Origin of the sequence: Halobacillus massiliensis (genome assembly GCF_900166625.1) — a bacterium.
Taxonomy (GTDB): domain Bacteria; phylum Bacillota; class Bacilli; order Bacillales; family Halobacillaceae; genus Halobacillus_A; species Halobacillus_A massiliensis.
In genome coordinates this window covers 3424167-3445101 of record NZ_LT800499.1, presented here as the reverse complement: position 1 = coordinate 3445101, position 20935 = coordinate 3424167, and the positions used below count along the sequence as shown (strand labels likewise).

Genomic DNA, 20935 nt, shown 5'->3' with positions numbered 1-20935 from the left:
TCTGTCAGAGATGCAGGGTTTACGGATATGGGTACAAAGAAAGCTGTTGAGGACGGATTGATTGACGGACCAAGGATGCAGATCAGTGTAAACCCTCTTACGATTACGGGAGGCCATGGAGATAACTGGACAAGGTCTGGTGTAGATACCACTCTCCAAACATATCCTGGCATGCCAAGTGGTATTTGTGATGGAGTGGAAGAAGTAAGGAAGACTGTTAGAAAAATGCTCCGGGCAGGAGCTGACGTTATAAAAGTACATGCAACAGGGGGAGTAACAAGTCCGACCGATCATCCGGAATTTACACAATTTTCTTATGAAGAACTAAAAGTAATGGTTGAAGAAGCCTTTTACCGAAATGGTGTAAAAGTTATGGCGCATGCCCAAGGAGCGGAAGGAATTAAGAATGCAATCAGAGCAGGTATCTATTCGATTGAACATGGCATCTATATTGATGAAGAAACAATAGAACTAATGTTAGAAAACGGAACATTTCTAGTTCCTACATTATTAGCGCCTGTTTCTGTGCTTGAATCAGGGGAAAAAGACGACAGAATGGCACCATATGCGATTGAAAAATCAAAAGAAGTTATAGAAGCCCATAAAGCCTCTATTGCAAAGGCGTATGAAGCAGGTGTAAAGATTGCCATGGGAACGGATGCTGGGGTAATGGAACATGGGACAAACCTCAGAGAACTTGGGCTTATGTGTGACATAGGGATGTCTCCTATGGAAGCTATTGTTGCTTCAACGAAAACTGCAGCAGAATGTTTAGGATGGGATGACAAGGTTGGAACAATAGAAGAAGGGAAATATGCGGATCTTATTATAACAGAGACAAACCCTATAAAGAATGTCCGCTCCCTAGAGAATTCTCGAAATATTTCTTTTGTAATGAAGGATGGAAAAGTTTATAAAAATCTACTGGGGTGAGGCAATTGGAATGGAACTTGTCAGCGAATTTGTTAAAAGAATATGATGAAAAATTAAGCCGTGATGGAATTGATGGAGAAAGGCTGGCTGCACGCCTACATGAAATTTCTAAAATAGGATTAACATCTGATGGAGGGAGTCACCGAACCGGTTTTTCCAATGAAGAGAAACGAGCTAAAGACTTAGTAAAAGGCTGGATGAAAAAAGCACGACTCGAGATATATGAAGATGGAGCAGGAAATGTCTTTGGGAGACTAGAAGGAAAGAATCCAAAGCTTCCTTCCGTTTTAAGCGGCTCTCATGTGGACAGTGTGCCAAACGGAGGCCATTTTGACGGCCCGCTTGGAGTGCTTTCTGCCCTGGAAATTGTTGAAGCATGGAATAAAGAAGGGTTTCAGCCGGAGAGATCCTATGAAGTAGTCATTTTTACAGATGAAGAAGGCTCAAGGTTTAACAGTGGACTTACAGGCAGCCGGGCAATGACTGGGGAAATTGAAAAGGATGTTCAGTACACATTAATGGACCAAAAAAATAAACCGTTTGAAAAAGTATTAGATGAAGCTGGGCTGTCAGCAAGCGCCTTTTTTGAAATAAATAGAGACCTCAATGAAATTAGTCATTTTGTAGAAGTGCATATTGAACAAGGGAAGCTTCTAGAACAATATGGTCAACCGACTGGAATTGTATCAGGAATTGCCGGACCTCTATGGCTGGATATGTCATTTGAAGGGGAAGCCGGACATGCTGGGAATACTCCTATGAATGATCGTAGAGACGCTTTAGTAGCAGCTGGAGAGTTTATCAGTAAAATCCATGCACTGCCTAAAAGAGTAAGCGATACAGCTGTCGCTACGGTAGGCAAGCTAAACGTATCTCCAAATGGTCCTAACGTTATACCGGGAGAGGTAAAACTTATCGTAGATATAAGAGATATTAGCGAAGATACACGGGATGAGCTTGCTGATTTAATTATTAAAGAAGCAGGAAATACGGCGGAGAATTATGGCGTTTCTTTAAATTATAAGCAAACCATCAGGGTGACTCCTGTTCCTATACAAGATGAATATATTGATCGCTTAGAGAAACATTTGCAGAACCACTCCATCGAACCAAAACTAATACCGAGCGGAGCGGGCCATGATGCGTTAATTGTCGGCCATCATCTCCCTGTTTCAATGTTATTTGTAAGAAGCCAGAAGGGGATCAGTCATAACCCTGAAGAGTGGTCTACATTAAATGACTGCGTGAGAACTATCCATGTATTAAGAGAGTATATAGAATCACTGACAAAAGAGTAAAAAAGTTTAGTTATTGTGTTTATTATTTTTGCGTTTCTTTGTTTTTCTTGGTCTATTACATTTTGAGAAGGAAATAGGCTGTTCCGTTTACCAAAAGTAGCAAAAAGCGGCTGGGAAACAATTTTATCTCTAGTAGGGAAAAAGGAACGCTATAATTTAAATACGCTCTTTAATCCACCTACCCAACGTTCCGTTACTCCAAAAAAATAAAGGGCCGGGGGAAACGGCGAGACTCCTATGGGAGAGAAGAACAGGGTGAGATCCCGGAAGGCTTTAGCCTGAGGAAGCTCACCGTTCGCCCATGGAAAGCGAGTTGTTTCCTCAGGCCCGATTCTCTATATCAAGGTAAACGGAATTCTCTTCCCATTTATGCGAAAATTAAAGAAGCCTCCTTGGGAGCAAAGAACAGGTGAGACCCTTGAGAGCTCTAGCCTGAGATATCTCAGTGTTTGCCCATGGAAAGCGAGTTGTTTCCCCAGGCCCAATTTTCTATATTAAGGTAAACGGAACTCTCTTCCCATTTATGCGAGAATCAAAGAAACAGAAAAGCCAGCTCACACTCGTGAGCTGGCTTTCTTTTTATAAACACCAGGGACCGATCCCAATGCCTGACCCCAAAAGATCAATGAACGTTAAAATACCTGGCTTCTGGATGGGCGAAGACCATGGCTGTTACCGAAGCTTCCGGTTCCATCATACATTCTTCCGTCAGTTCTATACCAATCTGTTCTGGCCGGATCAGCTTGAACAATTTACGTTGATCCTCAAGATCAGGGCAGGCCGGGTAGCCGAAGGAGAAACGCTGACCCTGATATTTAGCAGAAAAGCGTTCCTGCATCGTAAAGTCTGTAGAGTCAGGGAAGCCCCATTTGTCACGCATCAGCTGGTGAATATGCTCGGCCAGGCCTTCTGCGGTCTCAAGAGCTAGAGCCTGCAGGGCATGGCTCTTCAAATATTCCCCTTGTTCCTTCAGTTTTACGGCCTGTTCACGAATACCTTTTCCGGCCGTCACTGAGAAGAAACCGACATAGTCCATTTCACCACTGGTAACCGAGCGCAGGTAATCCGCCAGGCAGAGATAAGGGGAGCGCTGCTGCCTGGGGAAGCTAAATCGCTCAATCACGGTTTTCTCGTCATCCGGATCATAAATAATCACATCATCTCCGTCTGACTGTGCCGGGAAAAATTGATAAAGAGCGGAAGGCTGGATCAATCTCTCCTTCTGGGCTTTATCAAGCAGTTCGTCGACAACACCCTTTAACTGGACGGCTTTTTCATTTTTATCTTCAAGCAGCTTAGAAAATCTCCCTTTTAATCCAAGGTGGTGGCTGATCAGCATCTGCATATTAATATAAGGCTCGATATGGGCCACTGAATAATTCCGAATCAGGTGCTGCTTAAAGTCATGGGGTGTATACACTTGAACTTCCTTAGAAACTGTGGAAACAGGCTTTTCCAGAACGGCTGTGCTGGACGCCTGTTTTGCCGCCTGCTGCTCAGCACCTAAAGCGATTGCTTTCTCTTGGTTTTCCTGCTGTTCCTTAATGAGAAGTTCGCGTTCCTCTTTTTTACTCAATCGATTGGACAGGGAAAGACCGTCCATGGCATCTTTTGCGTAAAATACAGTGCCATCATACTGAGGCGCAATCTTTGTATTTGTAAACTTCCTGGATAGCGCAGCACCGCCTACTAAAATGGGAATATTGATCTCCTGCTGTTTTAGATCCTGTGCAGTCAGCACCATTTGCTGAGCCGATTTTACAAGCAGGCCGGAAAGACCGACAAAATCAGGATTTTCTTCTTTGATTTGCGCGATCAAATCTGTAGATGTAACTTTGATTCCTAAATCTACAACTTCAAATCCATTGTTGCTGAGGATGATATCTACAAGATTCTTGCCGATATCGTGGACATCGCCCTTTACGGTCGCTAATAGAATTTTGCCTTTCTTATTTGAAGTATCATCCTTCTCCATATGCGGTTCAAGGTGGGCGACAGAAGTTTTCATAACTTCAGCACTCTGCAGCACTTCTGCGACAATCAGCTGGTTATCATTAAACAGCCGCCCGACTTCTGCCATTCCGTCCATCAGGGGTCCATTAATAATTTCAAGCGGTGTGTCATAAGCCTCCAGCGCTTCATTTAGATCGGGAATTAAGCCTTCTTTTGTTCCTTCTACGACATAGTGAGCGAGTCTTTCCTGGAGAGTCATTGTCGATGTAGGAACTTTCACTTCTTTTTTCTTTCCTCTATAAAAAGCGGTAAAATCAGCAAGCGTAGCATCCGTTGTATCAAATAGAAGCTTATTTGCCTGGTCGATTTCTTCCTGGGCGATCGACGCATATCTCTCCAGCTTTTCAGTATTTACAATCGCATAATCAAGACCCGCTTTCGTACAGTGGTAAAGATAAACAGCGTTCAGCACTTCTCTGCCTACCGGAGGCAGACCGAACGAGACGTTACTGACTCCAAGAACCGTCTGGCATTTCGGCAGATTTTCCTTAATTAGACGGATGCCTTCTATGGTTGCTTCAGCTGACCCGATATACTGTTCATCTCCTGTTCCAATAGGGAAAACGAGTGGATCAAAGATTAAGTCACTTTCGTTCAGTCCATACTTATCAACTAAGATATCACGGGAACGAACAGCAATTTCCAGCTTTCTCTCTGCCGATACGGCCATACCTTCTTCGTCAATTGTTCCAACGACTACCGCTGCACCGTATTGGTGAATGAGGGGGACAATTTCTTCAAAACGCTCTTCTCCGTCTTCAAGGTTAATCGAATTAATAATTACTTTTCCTTGAGAATATTTGAGTGCTTTTTCGATAACCTCCACATCTGTTGAATCGATAATAAGCGGTACTTTTACTTTGTTGATGACCTGCTTCATGAATTCTTCCATGTCTGCTGTTTCATCACGATCCGGATCAGCTAGACAAATATCGATAACCTGTGCTCCTTTTTTTACCTGGGCTCGGGCAATTTCTGATGCCTCTTCAAATTTTTCTTCAGCAATCAGCCGCTTGAACTTTCTTGAGCCAATGACATTGGTTCGTTCACCAATCAGGATCGGCCGGTCGCTTTGGTCTTCATAGATAAAAGGCTCAATACCGGAAACCGCATGCGGGTGAGAGGCAGGGGCTTTCCTTGGAGGGAAATCCTTCACTGCTTCTTTAAGAGCTTTAATATGCTCCGGGGTCGTACCGCAGCAGCCGCCGACAAGGTTCAGCCAACCTTTTTCAGCGAACCCGGCAATCTTCTCAGCAAGAGATTCAGCCGTTTCGTGATAGTTTCCTTCTTCATCTGGAAGGCCGGCATTCGGATAACAGCTGACGGAGGTTGTCGCTAAATCTGATAAGGACCGTAAATGATCACGCATGAATTCCGGTCCGGTTGCACAGTTCAGTCCGACGACAGCCGGTTTCATATGCTCAAGTGATAAGTAAAAAGCTTCGATACTCTGACCAGCAAGCGTTGTGCCCATAGGTTCAATGGTGCCAGAGACAATGAGTGGGAGTTCGATATTCTGGGAGTTAAAAGCTCGTGTAATTCCAATATAAGCTGCTTTTACATTAAGCATATCCTGCGATGTTTCTAGTAAAAGAAAATCGACTCCGCCTTTTATCAGTCCTCTGGCTTGTTCCTCATAAGCCTTAGTTAAATGATCAAACGTTGTACCGCCTGTTACAGATAGGGTTTTTGTCGTTGGGCCCATGGCTCCGGCAACAAAACGAGGATGATCATCCGTCGAGAACTGAGCGGCTGCTTCTTTAGCAATTCTGGCAGCTTTTTCGTTAATCTCTTCCGCCATGTAACCTAATTCGTACTCATCTAATACTAGGTCTGTTGCACCGAACGTATTCGTTTCAATAATGTCGGCTCCTGCTTCTAAATATTCCTTATGAATGCGCTCAATAACGTAGGGAGCTGTGATATTCAAATATTCATTACAGCCGTCATACAGCTCGCCGCCAAAGTCATCTGCTGTTAAATCGGCGTTTTGCAGCATCGTTCCCATTGCTCCATCAAGAACGAGGATCTTATTGGATAGTTGTTGGTGAAATTGTGTGCTCATCTGCTGCAATCCTTCCTTTCGTTTTTTCTTTAAAGTAACGGGTCAGCTCTGCCGTAATTTCATAGCGCAGAAACGGGGTGATTAAGTAAATGCCGTTAAAGAGCTCAATCGCGGTATCTATTAATGATTTTGCAATGGCGATCCCTTCCTGCTGGGCGAGGGATGGATCATGGCTGACTGTTTCCATTCGTTTTCTAATGTTATCTGATAAGCTGATACCCGGCACTTCATTATGCAGGAATTCAGCATTACGGGCACTAATTAAAGGCATAATCCCGATATAAATCGGAGCGGAAATATGCTTTGTCGCCTCACGAATCTCAATCAGCTGTTCTTCACTGTATACAGGCTGGCTGATAAAGTAGTCTGCCCCGCACTTGATTTTTTTCTCTAATCGGCCGACAGCCCTGTTTAAGTTCCTTACATTAGGATTAAAGGCAGCTGCTACCGAAAAGTTCGTGTTCATCCCTAAAGATTTTCCCGAAAAAGACTGGCCTTTGTTCAACTGTTTAATGGACTGAATAAGATCCAGGGATGAAAAGTCATAAACGGACGTGGCTCCAGGGAAATCACCGATTTTTGTTGGATCTCCTGTAATCGTCAGCACTTCGGTAATGCCCAGTGTATGAAGTCCCATTAAGTGGGATTGCAGCCCGATCTGATTGCGGTCGCGACAGGCAATGTGTACTAGCGGGTTAATATCAAACTTCTGCTTAATAATAGAAGCCATCGCTGTATTACAGATTCTTGGTGAAGCGAGCGAGTTATCTGCGAGTGTTACAGAGTCCACTCCTGCATCGTGTAAAGCTTTAGCGCCGCGCAGATATTTATCAGTATTCAGCTTTTTTGGTGGATCCAGTTCCACTATAATGGATGGACGTTTAGCAACAATCTCATGCAGGTGTGGTTCGGTATGCTTAACTTCAATGACTTTTTCCGGAGTCTGTCTTGGTACAACTTTATGAGCAATTGGTTCTTTTCCTTTAATTTCTTCAGCAATCGCTGCGATATGCTCAGGGCTTGTGCCACAACAGCCTCCGATTAAATGAGCTCCCTGCTCATGAAGCGAGCGGGCACTCGTTTTGAAATAGTCCGCATCAGTTTTATACACCAATCTTCCATCCTGATAAGAAGGCAGACTGGCATTTGGATAGGCGGACAGCACCGATTGTTTAGGGAGCGGCACATTTTCCAGTGACTGGGTCATATGGTATGGCCCAAGACGGCAGTTTACGCCTACTACATCTGCCCCAAGCTTTTCCAATGTCTGAAGAGCATCAGGCAAAGACGTTCCATCCTGCAGGACTCCAGGTTCATGCATGGAAACCTGGGCGATAATCGGCAGGTTTGTTTCCTTTCTGGCGATCTGAAGCACGGTTGTTAACTCTTCCAAGTCATAATATGTTTCAAGCAGGAGCCCGTCTACGCCTTCAAATAAAAGGGTATAAAGCTGTTCTCGAAAGCTGCGCTTAATCTCTTCTATAGAAACCGCCTGTTTTTTAAAAGACCGGATGCCTCCAATCGTTCCGACGATGTAATTGTTTTCAGTGGCCGCCTGCTTCGCAAGCTTTACAGCAGTCGTATTGATTTCCTTTACTTTATCTTCTAAGCCATATCGCGCCAGTTTTACATAATTGGCACCATATGTATTCGTCTGAATGACATCAGCTCCCGCCTCCACATATGCTCGGTGAACATCGAGAACGCCTGACGGGTGGGAGAGGTTTAACTCTTCAAAACATTGATCGATTCCATAAGAGTATAAAAGTGTTCCCATCGCCCCATCACCCACTAATGTCTGATTTTGCAGGGCTTGTTTTAAGTTCATGAATCGTCCTCCTTACTTAATAAAAAAAAAGCCTTCTTATAAGAAGAAGACTTTTGTATGTACAATTCTCCTTCTTATCTTCCAAGTTTTACACTTGCTGGATTTAGCACCATACTGCTGAGCAGTGGTTGCTGAGGTTTCAACGGGCCAGTCCCTACGCCTCTCTGGATAAGAAAATTTAATCGGTATGAAATTATAATTATCGTTGCGATTTACACTACATGAAAATGAAATGGGAATCAAGGGAAAATTCTAAATTTTTACCTTTTTAAATGGAGAAAGGAAGCCAAACCTTTTGAATCATTCTAAGCAGGTTTTTTCAAAATATTAAGATTTTTAAAATGGTTTCTGATATACTTGTCAAAAGCTTGTATCAATCGACAAAATTCTGATTGAATTTTTATACATAAATATGTATTATTAAAAAGTCGGTTTTTTAAATGTAAGACATTGTACTTATAAAATATTCTATTCATTGGAGTAGGGGGAGTATTCTTGGAATTAAGAAAGCAAGAGACACAAGAGGTTACAGAACAATATACGAAGAAACAGCTTTTAAAATTTTTACTGCCTTCCTTAGCGGGAATTCTTCTCTTTCTCGTACCTGTTTCGTTTCAAGGCTCTGTTACAATAGGTCTTGGAATATTAGCAGACGGCCTGCAGGCGGCCATAGCGGATATTATTCCTTTATTTATGACATGTGTGCTGTGGATTTCTGCGGTGGGGAGTATACTCATTAAGTTTATGCCGGCTGTGCGGAAACAACCTTTTTTATCTTCATTATTTAATATAGGGCTGTTCTGGGTCATTCTACGTTTTACAGGGGCCGTATTTGCCACACTTACTTTAACAGGAAGCGGTCCTTCTGTGATATCTTCTGAACTTACTGGACAAGTTGTTCTCTACGACCTTGTGCCTGTCCTTATGGTTTGGTTTTTATTTGCCAGCCTTTTTATGCCGCTGCTGTTGGAATTTGGGCTAATGGACTTTATTGGGGCAATGGTTCGAAAAGTGATGCAGCCTATCTTTAAACTCCCGGGCCGTTCCTCTGTAGATGCACTGGCTTCCTGGATGGGAAGCGGAACTGTCGGCGTTCTGCTGACGACCCAGCAGTATGATGGAGGGTATTATACGAAAAGAGAAGCTGCCGTTGTGGCGACAAACTTTTCGATTGCATCGATTGCATTCAGTCTTGTTATCGCGAGATTTATCGGCATTGACCATCTTTTTGTCCAGTTTTACTTTACGGTCGCCGTTTGTGGAATAGTCGCTGCCGTTATTTGTCCGCGCATTCCGCCTTTATCTAAAAAGAAAGACACCTATTATGAGCCTGTAGGAAAGCAAATTGATGAAAAGGTGCCTGCAGGAATTTCAGACTTTAAATGGGCAGTAGATCAGGCGGTGAAAAAGGCAGACACAGTAAAAAGTGCGCGTGATGTGGTGAATCGCGGAATATTTAACGTAGCCGATATTTGGTTTGGATTAATTCCGCTTGTTATGGCACTTGGTACGATCGCACTGATTATTGCGGAATTCACACCGGTTTTTACATTTTTATCTTATCCGCTTATTCCGCTGCTGAATTTATTGCAGATCCCTGAAGCAAATGCGGCTGCACCCGCGATGATTGTCGGGTTTGCCGATATGTTTCTGCCAGCTGTTGTTGGGGCGGGGATAGAGTCCGAACTTACCCGTTTTATTATTGGAGTAATGTCACTCACTCAGCTGATTTATATGTCTGAGATTGGGATATTGCTTATTAAATCAAAAATCCCGATTAATCTGCTGGAATTATTCATTATCTTCTTACAGCGTACTCTAATTACGCTGCCAATCGCAGCTTTAATGGCTCATTTATTCTTCTTTTAATTAAGGTTAAGGTAGAAACAAATTTAAGTAACATCATCTACGAAAATAGATTTTTTGGAAAAGCTGCAGGAGGGTTTGTTTATGGGATACGAATGGAGTCACCTTGTACAAAATATGTCTGATCGACTGGCACCGAGCATGGCGAAAGATCATCCGAATCTGCCTGTCGTTAAAGAGGAAGGCTGCTATTATTATGGAGCCGATGGAAATAAATATTTAGATTTTACTTCAGGAATTGCTACAACAAATGTAGGGCATAGACATCCTAAAGTCGTGGAGGCCATTAAAAAAGAAGCTGACCAGCTCGGCCATGGTCCTTCTGGTGTAATTATTTATGAATCGATTTTAAAACTAGCTGACAGGCTGGCAGAAATTATGCCGGGAAACCTTGACTGTTTCTTTTTTGGAAATAGCGGCGCGGAAGCTGTTGAAGGAGCTCTTAAACTGGCAAGACATGTTACGCAGAGGCCTTATATCATCTCTTTTATCGGCGGGTTTCACGGCCGCTCAATGGGCGCTCTCAGTGTAACGAGCTCGAAAAGTAAATATAGAAAGTTTTTAAATCCTACAGGGTCTTATCAAATTCCTTACGCACAAGTGGATGAAGCTCCAGAGGGGGCAGATCCTGAAGAGTATGTAGTGGATCAGCTGGAGAAAGACTTTGACCGGTTATTTGCCCATCAGGTCACCCCTGATGAAGTAGCGGGTGTGCTGGTAGAGCCTGTCCTGGGAGAAGGCGGCTATGTAGTTCCTCCTAAAGCTTGGTTGAAAAAATTGAGAGAACTGTGTGACGAGCACAATATTTTCCTCATTTTTGATGAAGTTCAGACAGGCTTCGGTCGTACTGGTGATTGGTTTGCCTCACAAACATTTGAAGTCACTCCTGATATTATGGCGATCGCCAAAGGAATTGCGAACGGAATGCCGCTCAGCGCCACAGTTGCCTCAAAAGAATTGATGAAACAATGGCCCTTAGGCAGTCATGCCACTACGTTTGGAGGAAATCCAATTGCCTGTGCCGCCGCAAATGCCGTGTTAGATGTCATCGAAGAGGAGCGTCTGCTGCAAAATGCTAAGGATGTTGGTGCTTATGCAGCTGAAAGGCTTCAGGAGATTAAAGAGAACCACCCGGTCATTGGCCGAGTGAGGGCTGTAGGATTAATGATAGGAATTGAAATTATCGATCCCGTGACAGGAGATCCTAACAGTGACGGGCTTTTCAAAATACTTGATGCCGCACTTGAAAACGGCGTATTATTCTACTTTGGAGGAAATCAAACGGAAATCATCCGTATGATCCCGCCTCTTACCGTAAGCAAGCAGCAAATTGACAGCGGCCTGCAGATGTTTGAGAAGGCGTTAGAAGCCTACGAAGAAGAAATTGGAGCAGTTCAGTAAAATAAAGAAGCCGGACTGAGAGAATTCTCAGTCCGGCTTCTTTTATCATTATTTCATAACGAGAACAGGGCATTTCGTATTCTGTACAACATCTTTACTTACGCTTCCAAGGAGAAAGTTTTTCACTTTTCCAAGACCTCTGTTCCCAACAATCACTAAATCAATATCGTGCTTATCTGCATATTCACAGAGACGTCTTCCTGCATTACTCTCACTGGGCTCAATCAATACTTCCGTTATAATGGGAGTGTGAACCGGATGAAAATCTCTTTTTATCTTGTTTAAATCTTCTTCCACATCTTTTAGAATCTCATGGTTAAAGTCTTCCGCTATTACAGCATTTGTATACGGACCTGAACCATTTACGACTGATACAATGTGAACCTCAGTATTTTCACTGGATGCTTCTCTGCTCAGTGCTTCTTGTATAGCTTTTTTACTAACCTCTGAACCATCATAGGCTGCCATGATCTTTTCTCTCATGGGATAAAACCTCCTTGAAGTGTATCATTGCCCTGAGGCTAAGCTTATATTATCTATATTCCCGGAATAAAAGTGAGTTATGCATGAATCACTAAATTCACGGACAAACTATACGAAAATCTGTGCGGCCGGGTGAAAAATATGAAAATGCTATGTGTGGATGGCGGGGGAATTCGAGGAATTATTCCGATCGTTGTAATGGTAAAAATTGAAGAAGAACTTAAACAGCCGATCGGTAAGTATTTTGACGTAGTGGCTGGCACGAGCACAGGTTCCATTATAGGGGCCTCGATCGCTTTGGGACATCCGATGAATGATGTTTTAAAATACTATAAGTATGACGCGAGGAAGATTTTTAAAAGGCAGGCACGTGTGGGCCTGCTAAAGAGTGTATATAAAGACGTGGAATTAAGGGAGCTATTGAAAAGGGTGTTTGGAGAAAGATTAATGACAGACGTAGATAAACCGCTGCTAATACCGGCCGTTGACCTTACTCATGGAAATCCTTATATCCACAGGTCTAAAGATTTAGAAGGCGGCTTAAAACCCGTAAAATTGTGGGATGCAGTGCTCTCTTCATGCTCTGCCCCCGTATACTTTCCGCCCAATAACGTTGGAAAACAGTACCTTTCTGTAGATGGAGGATTATGGGCAAATAATCCCTCACTTGTCTGTATAACAGAAGCCCTTCATTACTTTCAAAAGTCACTTAATGATATTAAAATCCTTTCCTTTGGAACGGGAAAGCAGCAGATTGAGTTTTCACACAATCAAGGGAAATACTGGGGGCTGCGTCAGTGGATGCCTTTGAAATTTCCTTCGATTACAGCAAAACCTAAACTGCTTGACTTAGCGTTAAACCTGTCATCGGAATCTGTCTCTTATCATTCCAGACTTCTGCTCAACCAAAATTATTTGAGGATAAATAAAGAGCTGACTGACGAAATTTCATTTGATGAGATTGAAAGAATCGAGGAAATGATCGACATTGGCAGACAGATATATTTCAACCACAGGGAGGAAATTATCAAATTTATAGTTTCTTAATTAAAAACTATGGATTGGAAGTGCCGAGTATCGCCACATACTGAAAGTCATTATATATGACAAACTCTTTGCCGTTCCATGTTAAGGGGGTTTGCACAACACCTAAACCATCGGCATTATATCGCCCGGCAATCCTTTGGAAAGCAAAGAGCTCATAGACCCCGTCTCCGTTAAAATCAATAGGATAAGCCGTATTCAAACCTGAAACAAACCCTTGAACCGGGGCCTTTAATTTTCCACCAGCAGAATAGATTTCAGATAGATAGTCTTCTCCGCGATTGCTTATATCAATTATAAATGAAGTATTCAGCGTCTGGTTGGTGACGAGAACTTTATAATTGTTTTCGTACATCACATCATATAAGTACTGGTCATTAAAGGTTTCATAGTTGAAAATTTCATGAGCTTCATTGTTAAGAAAAGAATATATATAATAAAAGTAAAAACCACCGCTTCCTCCAGAATTAATGCTGATGAGTATGTCATCCACTCGGTCACCGGTGAAGTCTCCAAGAAAGAGAGCCGGCTCATACCCTGCATTGGAAGCTAAAGGTACCCTGTAGAACTCCTTTGTTTTCCCATCCTGTACCACAAGCGTTATTTCCGTAGTAAATGGATTTTCTGTACCATTTGGTTTTTGACCGGTGAGATAAACATTATCGAGAATTCCATCCCCGTTTACATCTCCCTGAGCAAATGCAACGATTGTCGGCTGGCGAAAAGATGATCTTTGGTCAAATGAATACATAGATTCCCACCTCTCCAATATCCTTAGTTAGGGCTTAAAGCATTATATGCGTTGGAATTATAAACAATTAATAATCGCTAGACGGTTCCCTTTATTTTGGTATATGCTAAAAGCATTAGGAAAAAAAAGGAGCGGGAACCATGTCGATTCGGAAAAGGTTTATGCGGTCGAACGTTGCGATCGTCATTTTACCAAGTTTATTATTCTTAATAATTGAAGGCTACCTTCTTTTATATATGCTTGATTTCAGTGAGAACGCTGCAGAAAATCAGCAGCTTACTTTTACACTCATCCACCTTACCGGATGGCTGCTGTTATTGCTTATTACAAATGGTTTGTTTATCTATTATGTGGTGAGAAATATGCTTACACCGATGAAAAAGCTGACCGAAGCTTCGAAAGAAATTAGTGCAGGAAAGCTGGACACGCCACTTGTGCGGATGAGGAAAGATGAAATAGGAAAGCTGTCTGCTTCCTTTGAAGATATGAGGCTGCGACTGATAGAATCTCATGAAGAACAGGAAAAATATTTGGAAAATCGGCAAAAACTGATTGCCAATTTGTCTAATGATTTAAGAGCACCCGTAACTTATATGAAGGAACAGGTGGAGGAAATCCGCTCACAAGAGCGCCCCCTTCCTGAGCAGATGAAGACACCTATCGCTAACATTCATATGAAAACCCTCGTCATTGAGCGGATGATTGAGGAATTGTTTCAGCATTCCCAATTAGACATGGGACGATTGGCTTTTCAATATAAGAGGGTTGATATGCGTGAGTTTCTTATAGAAGTTATGGCTGAATTCGAATCAGAATGGGAAGAAATTGTCTTCACCTTTAAAGCTGATAAAGTTAAGCCATACTTTGCAAAGGTAGATACGGAACAATTAAGAAGAGTGATGGTCCATGTCATCACTAACAGTCTGAAGTTCATGGATAAACAAGAGAAAGAAATAGATATACTGCTTAAAGAAAAGAAAGGTGAGATAACGGTAGAAGTTACAGACAATGGGCCGGGGACTTTGGATAAAGACCTTCCTCATATCTTTGAGTTGTTTTATCAAGCGGAAGAAACGAAAAAGTTCATTGAAGGAGGAAGCGGGCTTGGACTGCCTGTTTCCAAGAGGATTATTGAAGAACATGATGGAAAGATGAAAGCATCCAGCCGAATAGGGAATGGAACGACGATCAGCTTTACACTGCCCGCTGATCAATAAGAAAAGGAGCCTTAAAAAGGGCTCCTTTTAAATACGTCTGAATCCTTCCTGTTCCAGGAAGTTGGCTGCTTCTTTATAAGAATTAAACGCGCCTTCCAGTGATTCTTCAGCATAGACATTATAGCCATCCTCTTCCCGCATTAATACGAGGGACTGACCGGATCGGTTCAGCCATTCCTCCATCACGGGGTCTTTCTCTGCAGGAGTCATGGATAGTGAATCAATCGCGTCTCTTATAAGAGCGCGAAGCTGGTGCTCATCATAATCACGAATATTGACCATACCGCGGTCATCGACTTCAACTCCCTCTATTTCGGCACCATATACAAAACCGTTACCGTTGGGATGAAGATGGTAGACAACATTTTTCTTATCATAAAGGCTCTCTTCGAAGTGAAAATTCACTCGCCCAAGTGAGATATCCTTTTTTGTGAGTTCCGGGAATTCTTCGATAATACGTAGTTTTTCTTCAAAAGTAAGCATAGTAACCTCCAACGCTTGTAATTGATTTATTATAGCATAGGCGGAGCGGAAATGGGGAGAAAGGAGAGTGGAGATGTATTTAACAATAAATGAAACGGCCGAGTACCTTGATGTGCCTGTCACTTATGTGGAACGTTTAATACAAACAGGCAAGATTCGTGCGGTTCATGATGGAGAGCAGGAGCTGATCAACAAGCAGCAGTTTGATACGTATTTCCAGCAGATTGAAAAGTACCGGGAAATGATAAACGACTATTTAAGCGAACCATTGCCTAAGGACCGTGACATTAGGGATGAGGATTAAGTTGGTGTTAATCTTGTTTAGAACAGGGAAATGACTGTTTCGTTTACCTTAAAAGAGAATCGAGCCTGGGGAAACAGCTCGCTTTCCATGGGCGAACGGTGAGCTTCCTCGGGCTTGTAGCCCTCCGGGATCTCACCCTGTTCTTCTCTCCCATAGGAGTCTCGCCGTTTCCCCCGGCCCTTTATGAAAATAAGGAAAAACGAAACTTTTATTGTTTAGATCAAAAACTTTACGAAAAAGCTTGGCATTCCGTGTACACCACTTAAGGTCAAGGGGCTGGGAAATTGCGAGACTCCTGCAGGGAGATAGAGCCAAGGTGAGATCCGCGAGTGCAGCGAGCTAGCTCACCGGCTCCCCGCGGAAAGCGAGGGATTTCCAAGCCCCTTTCTCTCTAATCGTGATAAACGGAACTATCCTTTCTCTGTGAAGTAATAAACAGCTTCTCTGCGAGAATGATTATCCCTTCACAGCGATGACTTCAATTTCAACTTTAGCGCCTTTTGGCAGCTTGGCAACTTCAACGGCTGCTCGTGCCGGGTAAGGCTCACTCAGGAAGCTTGCATAAACCTCATTAACAACCGCAAAGTCATCCATAGAATCAAGGAAAATACCAGCTTTCACAATATTTTTATAATCCAGCCCAGCTTCCTTAAGAATCGCCCCGATGTTTTTCATAACCTGCTCTGTCTGCTCTTTCACATCCTCAGATACAAATTCCATCGTTTCAGGATTAAGAGGAATCTGGCCCGAAATAAATAGAAGATTGTCAACCTCAACTGCTTGGGAATATGGTCCAATAGCTGCTGGTGCTTGATTTGTAGATAGTGGTTTGAACATAATTATCCATCTCCTTCTTATGTAATATTCTCATCCTATCATGTCCATGAAAAATCGAAAAGTTTATCATTTCCCAGGAAATATTTGAGGATCCTGACAACCTTTGTATTTGTTTGTAAAAAGGAGAGGAATTCTGTTTATCTATGAAGAAATAGAGTAAGAAGAGAGGGGGGAGGTTTATGACAACTAGAAGAATCACTACTGCAGATTTACCTGAATTTCTTCAGCTTATCGATGCAGTAGAAAGAGATTCTGAATATATGTTAATGGAACCTGGCGAGAGAGATTTCCAGTCAGAGGAAGAGAAGATCAGCAAAATCCTCAACCTGCCTAATTGTGTAATTATTGCAGCCGAGATGGATCATAAACTTGCGGGTTATATTATGGGGTTGGGAGGCCAGGCTGTACGCAATCGGCATTCTGTCTACTTGGTGGCTGGTGTGCTTAAGGAATACCGTGGCCGTGGAATCGGAACTCAGCTATTCGATTCTGTGGAAAGCTGGGCAGTATCAAAAAATATTCATCGTCTGGAATTAACGACCGCTGTTAAAAATACTTCAGCTGTTCATCTATATAAAAAAGCAGGATTTGAAATTGAAGGGATTAAAAAAGATTCTCTTAAAATCAATCAATCGTTTATCGATGAATATTATATGTGCAAGATTATCCAAAGCTAGTCATCCATAGTTTTTACTTTACAAAAATTAGCTGCAGATTTACGTAAATCTACACTTTTTGAAATGAGAGAATACCCTTATAATAAAAAAGGCAGTTTGTTTTAGGGGGGTAACTATGTTAAACGGATATAGCTTTAATGATGATACACAGCGAAGAAAAAAATTTAATATAATTTCACTCGTTTTATTTGTCATCTTTCTCATTATGTTTTCTCTAATGGTGGCTGGTTTCAACTATTGGGGTATTGGAAGAGTTGCTGTTATACTCATGATTCTTTTCCCATTAGCGGCAGGTCTTATTGCTTTTAAGGGAACCGGATTTTTAAAATGGCTGTTCATTATACTTAACTTTGGCGCTTTTCTCGTAATGGTTTATATTATGCTTATTGCTGTCGGGATTGGCGGAATGTAGGATAAGGCATGCAGGGAACTTTCAGTTTCCTGCATTTTTTTATAAAGAAGGACTGTTATGTAACAATAGTTTGATATATAACAGAATTTTCTATAAACTTAAATGTAACCGCTTTACTGGGAGGGGATGGTAAACGATGCATGTGCCATTAGTATTAACAGATTGTCTGGACAGGGCAGTAGACTTATACGGTGGGAAAGCCGCCATTATTGGTGATGATCAGACAATAACATACAAACAGCTCAATGACCGGGTGAATCAGCTTTCTCGTGGGCTGGATGAACTCGGTATTAATAAAGGGGATAAAGTCGCTTATTTAGCTCCAAATACGATGGAGATGCTAGAAGGTTTTTATGGCGTCTTTCAAGTAGGCGGCATAATGACCCCCTTAAACACTAGGCTGAAACCAGAAGACTACAAGTTTATTCTGACTCATAGTGAAAGTAAAGTATTATTTGTAGATAAAGATCTTTACCCGCTTGTTGAATCGGTGATTTCTGATATCCCTTTACTTGAAAAAGTAATTATCCATGGGGAAGCAAAAGACGGTTATGAAAACTATGACAACTGGAGAAAACAGTTTTCTTCAGAACCAGTGAGCAGAGTACCATTGGAGGAAACAGATATCGCCAGCCTTCTTTATACGAGCGGAACGACAGGAAATCCTAAAGGCGTTTTACTTTCCCACCGTTCTAATTATCTGCACGCTTTATCAACGATGCACCATTTACGAGTGTCAGATTCAGATACGTTACTCCACGTCCTGCCGATGTTCCATGTGAATGGATGGGGGTCTCCATTTTATTACACGATGAATGGAGCCACTCAGGTAATGCTGCACAAAACAGATCCTCAACTTATTTTAGAAAAAGTAAAAGATCATAAAGTCAGTGTTATGCATATGGCTCCTACTGTTTTAAATATGCTCTTTGAGCAGTATGAAGTTGAACAACCAGAAATAGAACAGGACGTTCGAGTAGTTATTGCCGGGTCAGCACCTCCTCCGGCTTTTGTAAGAAAAGTTGAAGAAGATTTAGGCTGGGAATTCATTCAAGTGTATGGAATGACGGAGATAACCCCGCTAATTACAACAACGATTCCCCGCTCTTCAGAGACAGGCTTACCTAAGGAAGAACAGTATAGGCTTAAAGCAAAAACCGGGTATTCCATGATAGGTTCCACGGTCAAAGTCCTGGACGAGTTAGGAGAAGAAGTTCCTCACGATGGAAAAACAATCGGGGAAATTGCCACTCGTTCCAACAATGTAATGGAAGGATATTATAAAAATCCCGAGGCGACAAATGAGACCATCCGGGATGGCTGGCTGTTTACCGGAGATATGGCTGTTGTAGATGAAAGAGGCTTTATTGAAATTGTGGACCGTAAGAAAGATGTTATTATCAGCGGCGGGGAAAATATTTCTTCTATTGAAGTGGAAGGCGTTCTCTATGACCATCCGTCTGTTTTAGAAACAGCTGTGATTGCAGCACCGCACGAAAAATGGGGGGAAGTTCCGCATGGGGTGATTGTTATCCGTGAAGGACATTCGCTGTCTGAAGAAGAACTGACCTTCTATTGCCGGGAAAAACTCGCTCATTTTAAAGTACCGAAAAGTTTTTCCTTTGTGAAAGAATTACCTAAGACCGCTTCAGGTAAAATTCAAAAAGTTAAGCTTAGAAAAGAATTGTGGAAAGGCGAGGATAAGATGGTGAAATAATAAAAGGAAAAGCTGCTGAATTTCGGCAGCTTTTTTATTTACTCAAGCGTTAAAAGACTTACCATGAGGGAATGGAGAATGTAAGGAGGCTTGATCAATTGAATAAAAATAGGAAACGTCCGGTGATTGCTTTAACAGGCGCAAGCGGCTATATAGGAAGCAATCTGTTAGAAAAGATCACAGTAAATGCAGAGGTAATTGCACTGTCCAGGAATGGGGATGAAAAAGAAGACAGTCCCCATGTGAAATGGCGTTCATGTGATTTATATTCACTGGCCGATGCGGAAAAAGGGTTGAAAGGAGCCGATATTGCTGTATATCTCGTGCATTCCATGATGCCGTCAGCTAAGCTGACTCAGGGAACATTTGAAGATATGGATGTCATTCTTGCTGATAACTTTGCACAGGCCGCGAGAAAAAATGGTGTAAAACAAATCATTTACTTAAGCGGTATTATTCCTAAGAATGGGAAGCTTTCCCGTCATTTAAGAAGCCGTCTGGAAGTAGAAGAAGTTTTACGATCTTACGGTGTACCGGTGACAACGATTAGAGCTGGACTGATCGTTGGACCGAAAGGGTCTTCATTCCCGATTTTAGCAAAGCTTGTCCGAAGACTCCCGGTGATGGCTCTGCCAAAATGGACGAGAATTAAGACACATCCAATCGCTCTGCCAGATGTTCTGGAAGCGCTCAATAAAAGCATCGGGAACGATAAGCTTTCAGGCAGGTCATTGGATGTCGGCGGTCCGGAAGTTATGACATATAAAGATATGATGCTGCAGACAGCGGAAGCCATGGGAAAAAAGCCGAAACTTTTTGACGTTCCATTTATTACGATAAAATTATCAAGACTATGGGTTAGTCTTACTACACAGACCCCCAGGGAACAGGTGTATCCGTTAATAGAAAGCCTGATTCATCCAATGACAGCTGAGAAAGAAAATATGGATGCTGAAGTGAGTTACGGAAGAACCATGTTTAAAGATGCTGCAGAATGGTCGTTAGCTGAAGAAAAAGAAAAGCAGGAATCAAGTGCAAAGAAACTTAAAGCACCTAAAGTGAAACAAGATGTAAGGTCCGTGCAGAGAATTGAACTTCCGCAAGGCAAAAGCGCACAATGGGCAGCTCAGCACTACGTGGAATGGCTGGCGGATAAGTTTTCTCCTGTGATTAAAACAAATAGTGATAATAAAAATAACTATAAGATCAGACTGGCAGTCCCACCTCTCCCTTTGCTAAAACTGTCTTATTCTAAGCAGCGAAGTACAACAAGACGGTCGTTATATTATATAACTGGCGGATTATTTTTTAACTCAAAGAAAAACACAAGGGGACGCCTTGAGTTCAGACAGATTCCTAATACAAACCAGTGTATTGTAGCCGTTCATGACTATCTTCCATCCCTGCCATGGTTTATTTATAAATATACACAGGCGAAAGTCCACCTGATGGTCATGTATTTATACCGAAAACACCTTCAGGAAATGAGCAGCACCCCTAAGAAGCGCGATATTAGAGAGAAGAGACTACAAACTAGTTAAACACTTGGTGGTTTTGCGTTTGAGGAAAGTGAAGGGTTCGGAACATTTAAGTTTCCAAAAGGATT

Annotated in this window: 17 protein-coding genes and 1 riboswitch; of the genes, 11 read left to right on the top strand and 6 right to left on the bottom strand. The window is 42.2% G+C overall.

What is annotated here, in order from left to right; translation table 11 throughout:
• Both B7E06_RS17215 and B7E06_RS17210 read left to right on the top strand, forming a co-directional pair.
• The coding region (locus B7E06_RS17215) for a metal-dependent hydrolase family protein (RefSeq protein WP_082235169.1) at positions 1-933 on the top strand (933 nt) is incomplete at its 5' end.
• The gene (locus B7E06_RS17210) at positions 930-2231 is read left to right on the top strand and encodes a Zn-dependent hydrolase (protein WP_082235168.1); all 1302 of its coding nucleotides are present in this window, start codon (positions 930-932) and stop codon (positions 2229-2231) included. The genes B7E06_RS17215 and B7E06_RS17210, both read left to right, overlap by 4 nt.
• A gap of 622 nt (positions 2232-2853) precedes the next feature.
• On the opposite strand, the gene metH is transcribed toward B7E06_RS17210, so the two are convergent.
• Together metH and B7E06_RS17200 are read right to left on the bottom strand one after the other, a co-directional pair.
• Positions 2854-6309: a methionine synthase gene (metH, locus tag B7E06_RS17205; RefSeq protein WP_082235167.1), complete on the bottom strand. Its 3456-nt coding sequence runs from the start codon at positions 6307-6309 to the stop codon at positions 2854-2856.
• A complete protein-coding gene (locus B7E06_RS17200) occupies positions 6275-8137 on the bottom strand; it encodes a bifunctional homocysteine S-methyltransferase/methylenetetrahydrofolate reductase (RefSeq protein WP_082235166.1) in 1863 nt (620 codons plus the stop codon). Before B7E06_RS17200 ends, metH begins: the two co-directional genes overlap by 35 nt.
• A gap of 71 nt (positions 8138-8208) precedes the next feature.
• Positions 8209-8312, bottom strand: a riboswitch (SAM riboswitch).
• A gap of 320 nt (positions 8313-8632) precedes the next feature.
• Here B7E06_RS17200 and B7E06_RS17195 point away from each other — a divergent pair.
• Positions 8633-10006: a YjiH family protein gene (locus B7E06_RS17195; RefSeq protein WP_082235165.1), complete on the top strand. Its 1374-nt coding sequence runs from the start codon at positions 8633-8635 to the stop codon at positions 10004-10006.
• Between the two features lie 81 nt (positions 10007-10087).
• Positions 10088-11404 carry an aspartate aminotransferase family protein gene (locus B7E06_RS17190; protein ID WP_082235164.1) on the top strand — a complete coding sequence of 439 codons (1317 nt, stop codon included), beginning with the start codon at positions 10088-10090 and terminating at the stop codon, positions 11402-11404.
• A 48-nt stretch (positions 11405-11452) separates the two neighbouring features.
• Here B7E06_RS17190 and B7E06_RS17185 read toward each other — a convergent pair whose 3' ends face one another.
• Positions 11453-11887 carry a universal stress protein gene (locus B7E06_RS17185; RefSeq protein WP_082235163.1) on the bottom strand — a complete coding sequence of 145 codons (435 nt, stop codon included), beginning with the start codon at positions 11885-11887 and terminating at the stop codon, positions 11453-11455.
• A gap of 141 nt (positions 11888-12028) precedes the next feature.
• Between B7E06_RS17185 and B7E06_RS17180 the strand changes: the two genes are divergently transcribed.
• Positions 12029-12934 (top strand): CBASS cGAMP-activated phospholipase, encoded by a 906-nt coding sequence (locus B7E06_RS17180; protein ID WP_082235162.1) that lies wholly within the window; start codon positions 12029-12031, stop codon positions 12932-12934.
• Between the two features lie 7 nt (positions 12935-12941).
• Here B7E06_RS17180 and B7E06_RS17175 read toward each other — a convergent pair whose 3' ends face one another.
• A complete protein-coding gene (locus tag B7E06_RS17175) occupies positions 12942-13682 on the bottom strand; it encodes a spore coat protein (RefSeq protein WP_082235161.1) in 741 nt (246 codons plus the stop codon).
• A gap of 140 nt (positions 13683-13822) precedes the next feature.
• Here B7E06_RS17175 and B7E06_RS17170 point away from each other — a divergent pair, with 140 nt between their 5' ends.
• Positions 13823-14899, top strand: a complete 1077-nt coding sequence (locus tag B7E06_RS17170; RefSeq protein ID WP_082235160.1) for a sensor histidine kinase — start codon at positions 13823-13825, stop codon at positions 14897-14899.
• A 27-nt stretch (positions 14900-14926) separates the two neighbouring features.
• On the opposite strand, the gene B7E06_RS17165 is transcribed toward B7E06_RS17170, so the two are convergent.
• Positions 14927-15382 carry a hypothetical protein gene (locus tag B7E06_RS17165; RefSeq protein ID WP_082235159.1) on the bottom strand — a complete coding sequence of 152 codons (456 nt, stop codon included), beginning with the start codon at positions 15380-15382 and terminating at the stop codon, positions 14927-14929.
• A gap of 73 nt (positions 15383-15455) precedes the next feature.
• Between B7E06_RS17165 and B7E06_RS17160 the strand changes: the two genes are divergently transcribed.
• A complete protein-coding gene (locus tag B7E06_RS17160) occupies positions 15456-15686 on the top strand; it encodes an excisionase family DNA-binding protein (protein ID WP_082235158.1) in 231 nt (76 codons plus the stop codon).
• Between the two features lie 456 nt (positions 15687-16142).
• On the opposite strand, the gene B7E06_RS17155 is transcribed toward B7E06_RS17160, so the two are convergent.
• Positions 16143-16523, bottom strand: coding sequence for a RidA family protein (locus tag B7E06_RS17155; RefSeq protein WP_082235157.1), 381 nt, complete (start codon positions 16521-16523; stop codon positions 16143-16145).
• Between the two features lie 179 nt (positions 16524-16702).
• Between B7E06_RS17155 and B7E06_RS17150 the strand changes: the two genes are divergently transcribed.
• From B7E06_RS17150 to B7E06_RS17135, 4 genes are all read left to right on the top strand, one after another.
• Positions 16703-17200, top strand: a complete 498-nt coding sequence (locus B7E06_RS17150) for a GNAT family N-acetyltransferase (protein ID WP_082235156.1) — start codon at positions 16703-16705, stop codon at positions 17198-17200.
• A gap of 115 nt (positions 17201-17315) precedes the next feature.
• Positions 17316-17612 (top strand): hypothetical protein, encoded by a 297-nt coding sequence (locus B7E06_RS17145; protein ID WP_082235155.1) that lies wholly within the window; start codon positions 17316-17318, stop codon positions 17610-17612.
• A gap of 136 nt (positions 17613-17748) precedes the next feature.
• The gene (locus B7E06_RS17140) at positions 17749-19329 is read left to right on the top strand and encodes a long-chain-fatty-acid--CoA ligase (RefSeq protein WP_082235154.1); all 1581 of its coding nucleotides are present in this window, start codon (positions 17749-17751) and stop codon (positions 19327-19329) included.
• 98 nt (positions 19330-19427) lie between these two features.
• Complete coding sequence (locus B7E06_RS17135; protein WP_245807762.1) at positions 19428-20870, top strand: NAD(P)H-binding protein; 1443 nt, start codon at positions 19428-19430, stop codon at positions 20868-20870.
• Positions 20871-20935 lie beyond the last annotated feature (65 nt).

What these genes read in the sequence shown, in the direction of transcription:
- B7E06_RS17190 (WP_082235164.1), top strand. Translation starts at nt 10,088, where the DNA reads ATGGGATACGAATGGAGTCACCTTGTACAAAATATGTCTGATCGACTG.
- B7E06_RS17150 (WP_082235156.1), top strand. Translation starts at nt 16,703, where the DNA reads ATGACAACTAGAAGAATCACTACTGCAGATTTACCTGAATTTCTTCAG.
- B7E06_RS17200 (WP_082235166.1), bottom strand. Translation starts at nt 8,137, where the DNA reads ATGAACTTAAAACAAGCCCTGCAAAATCAGACATTAGTGGGTGATGGG.
- B7E06_RS17160 (WP_082235158.1), top strand. Translation starts at nt 15,456, where the DNA reads ATGTATTTAACAATAAATGAAACGGCCGAGTACCTTGATGTGCCTGTC.
- B7E06_RS17145 (WP_082235155.1), top strand. Translation starts at nt 17,316, where the DNA reads ATGTTAAACGGATATAGCTTTAATGATGATACACAGCGAAGAAAAAAA.
- B7E06_RS17140 (WP_082235154.1), top strand. Translation starts at nt 17,749, where the DNA reads ATGCATGTGCCATTAGTATTAACAGATTGTCTGGACAGGGCAGTAGAC.
- B7E06_RS17155 (WP_082235157.1), bottom strand. Translation starts at nt 16,523, where the DNA reads ATGTTCAAACCACTATCTACAAATCAAGCACCAGCAGCTATTGGACCA.
- metH (WP_082235167.1), bottom strand. Translation starts at nt 6,309, where the DNA reads ATGAGCACACAATTTCACCAACAACTATCCAATAAGATCCTCGTTCTT.
- B7E06_RS17185 (WP_082235163.1), bottom strand. Translation starts at nt 11,887, where the DNA reads ATGAGAGAAAAGATCATGGCAGCCTATGATGGTTCAGAGGTTAGTAAA.
- B7E06_RS17170 (WP_082235160.1), top strand. Translation starts at nt 13,823, where the DNA reads ATGTCGATTCGGAAAAGGTTTATGCGGTCGAACGTTGCGATCGTCATT.
- B7E06_RS17175 (WP_082235161.1), bottom strand. Translation starts at nt 13,682, where the DNA reads ATGTATTCATTTGACCAAAGATCATCTTTTCGCCAGCCGACAATCGTT.
- B7E06_RS17165 (WP_082235159.1), bottom strand. Translation starts at nt 15,382, where the DNA reads ATGCTTACTTTTGAAGAAAAACTACGTATTATCGAAGAATTCCCGGAA.
- B7E06_RS17180 (WP_082235162.1), top strand. Translation starts at nt 12,029, where the DNA reads ATGAAAATGCTATGTGTGGATGGCGGGGGAATTCGAGGAATTATTCCG.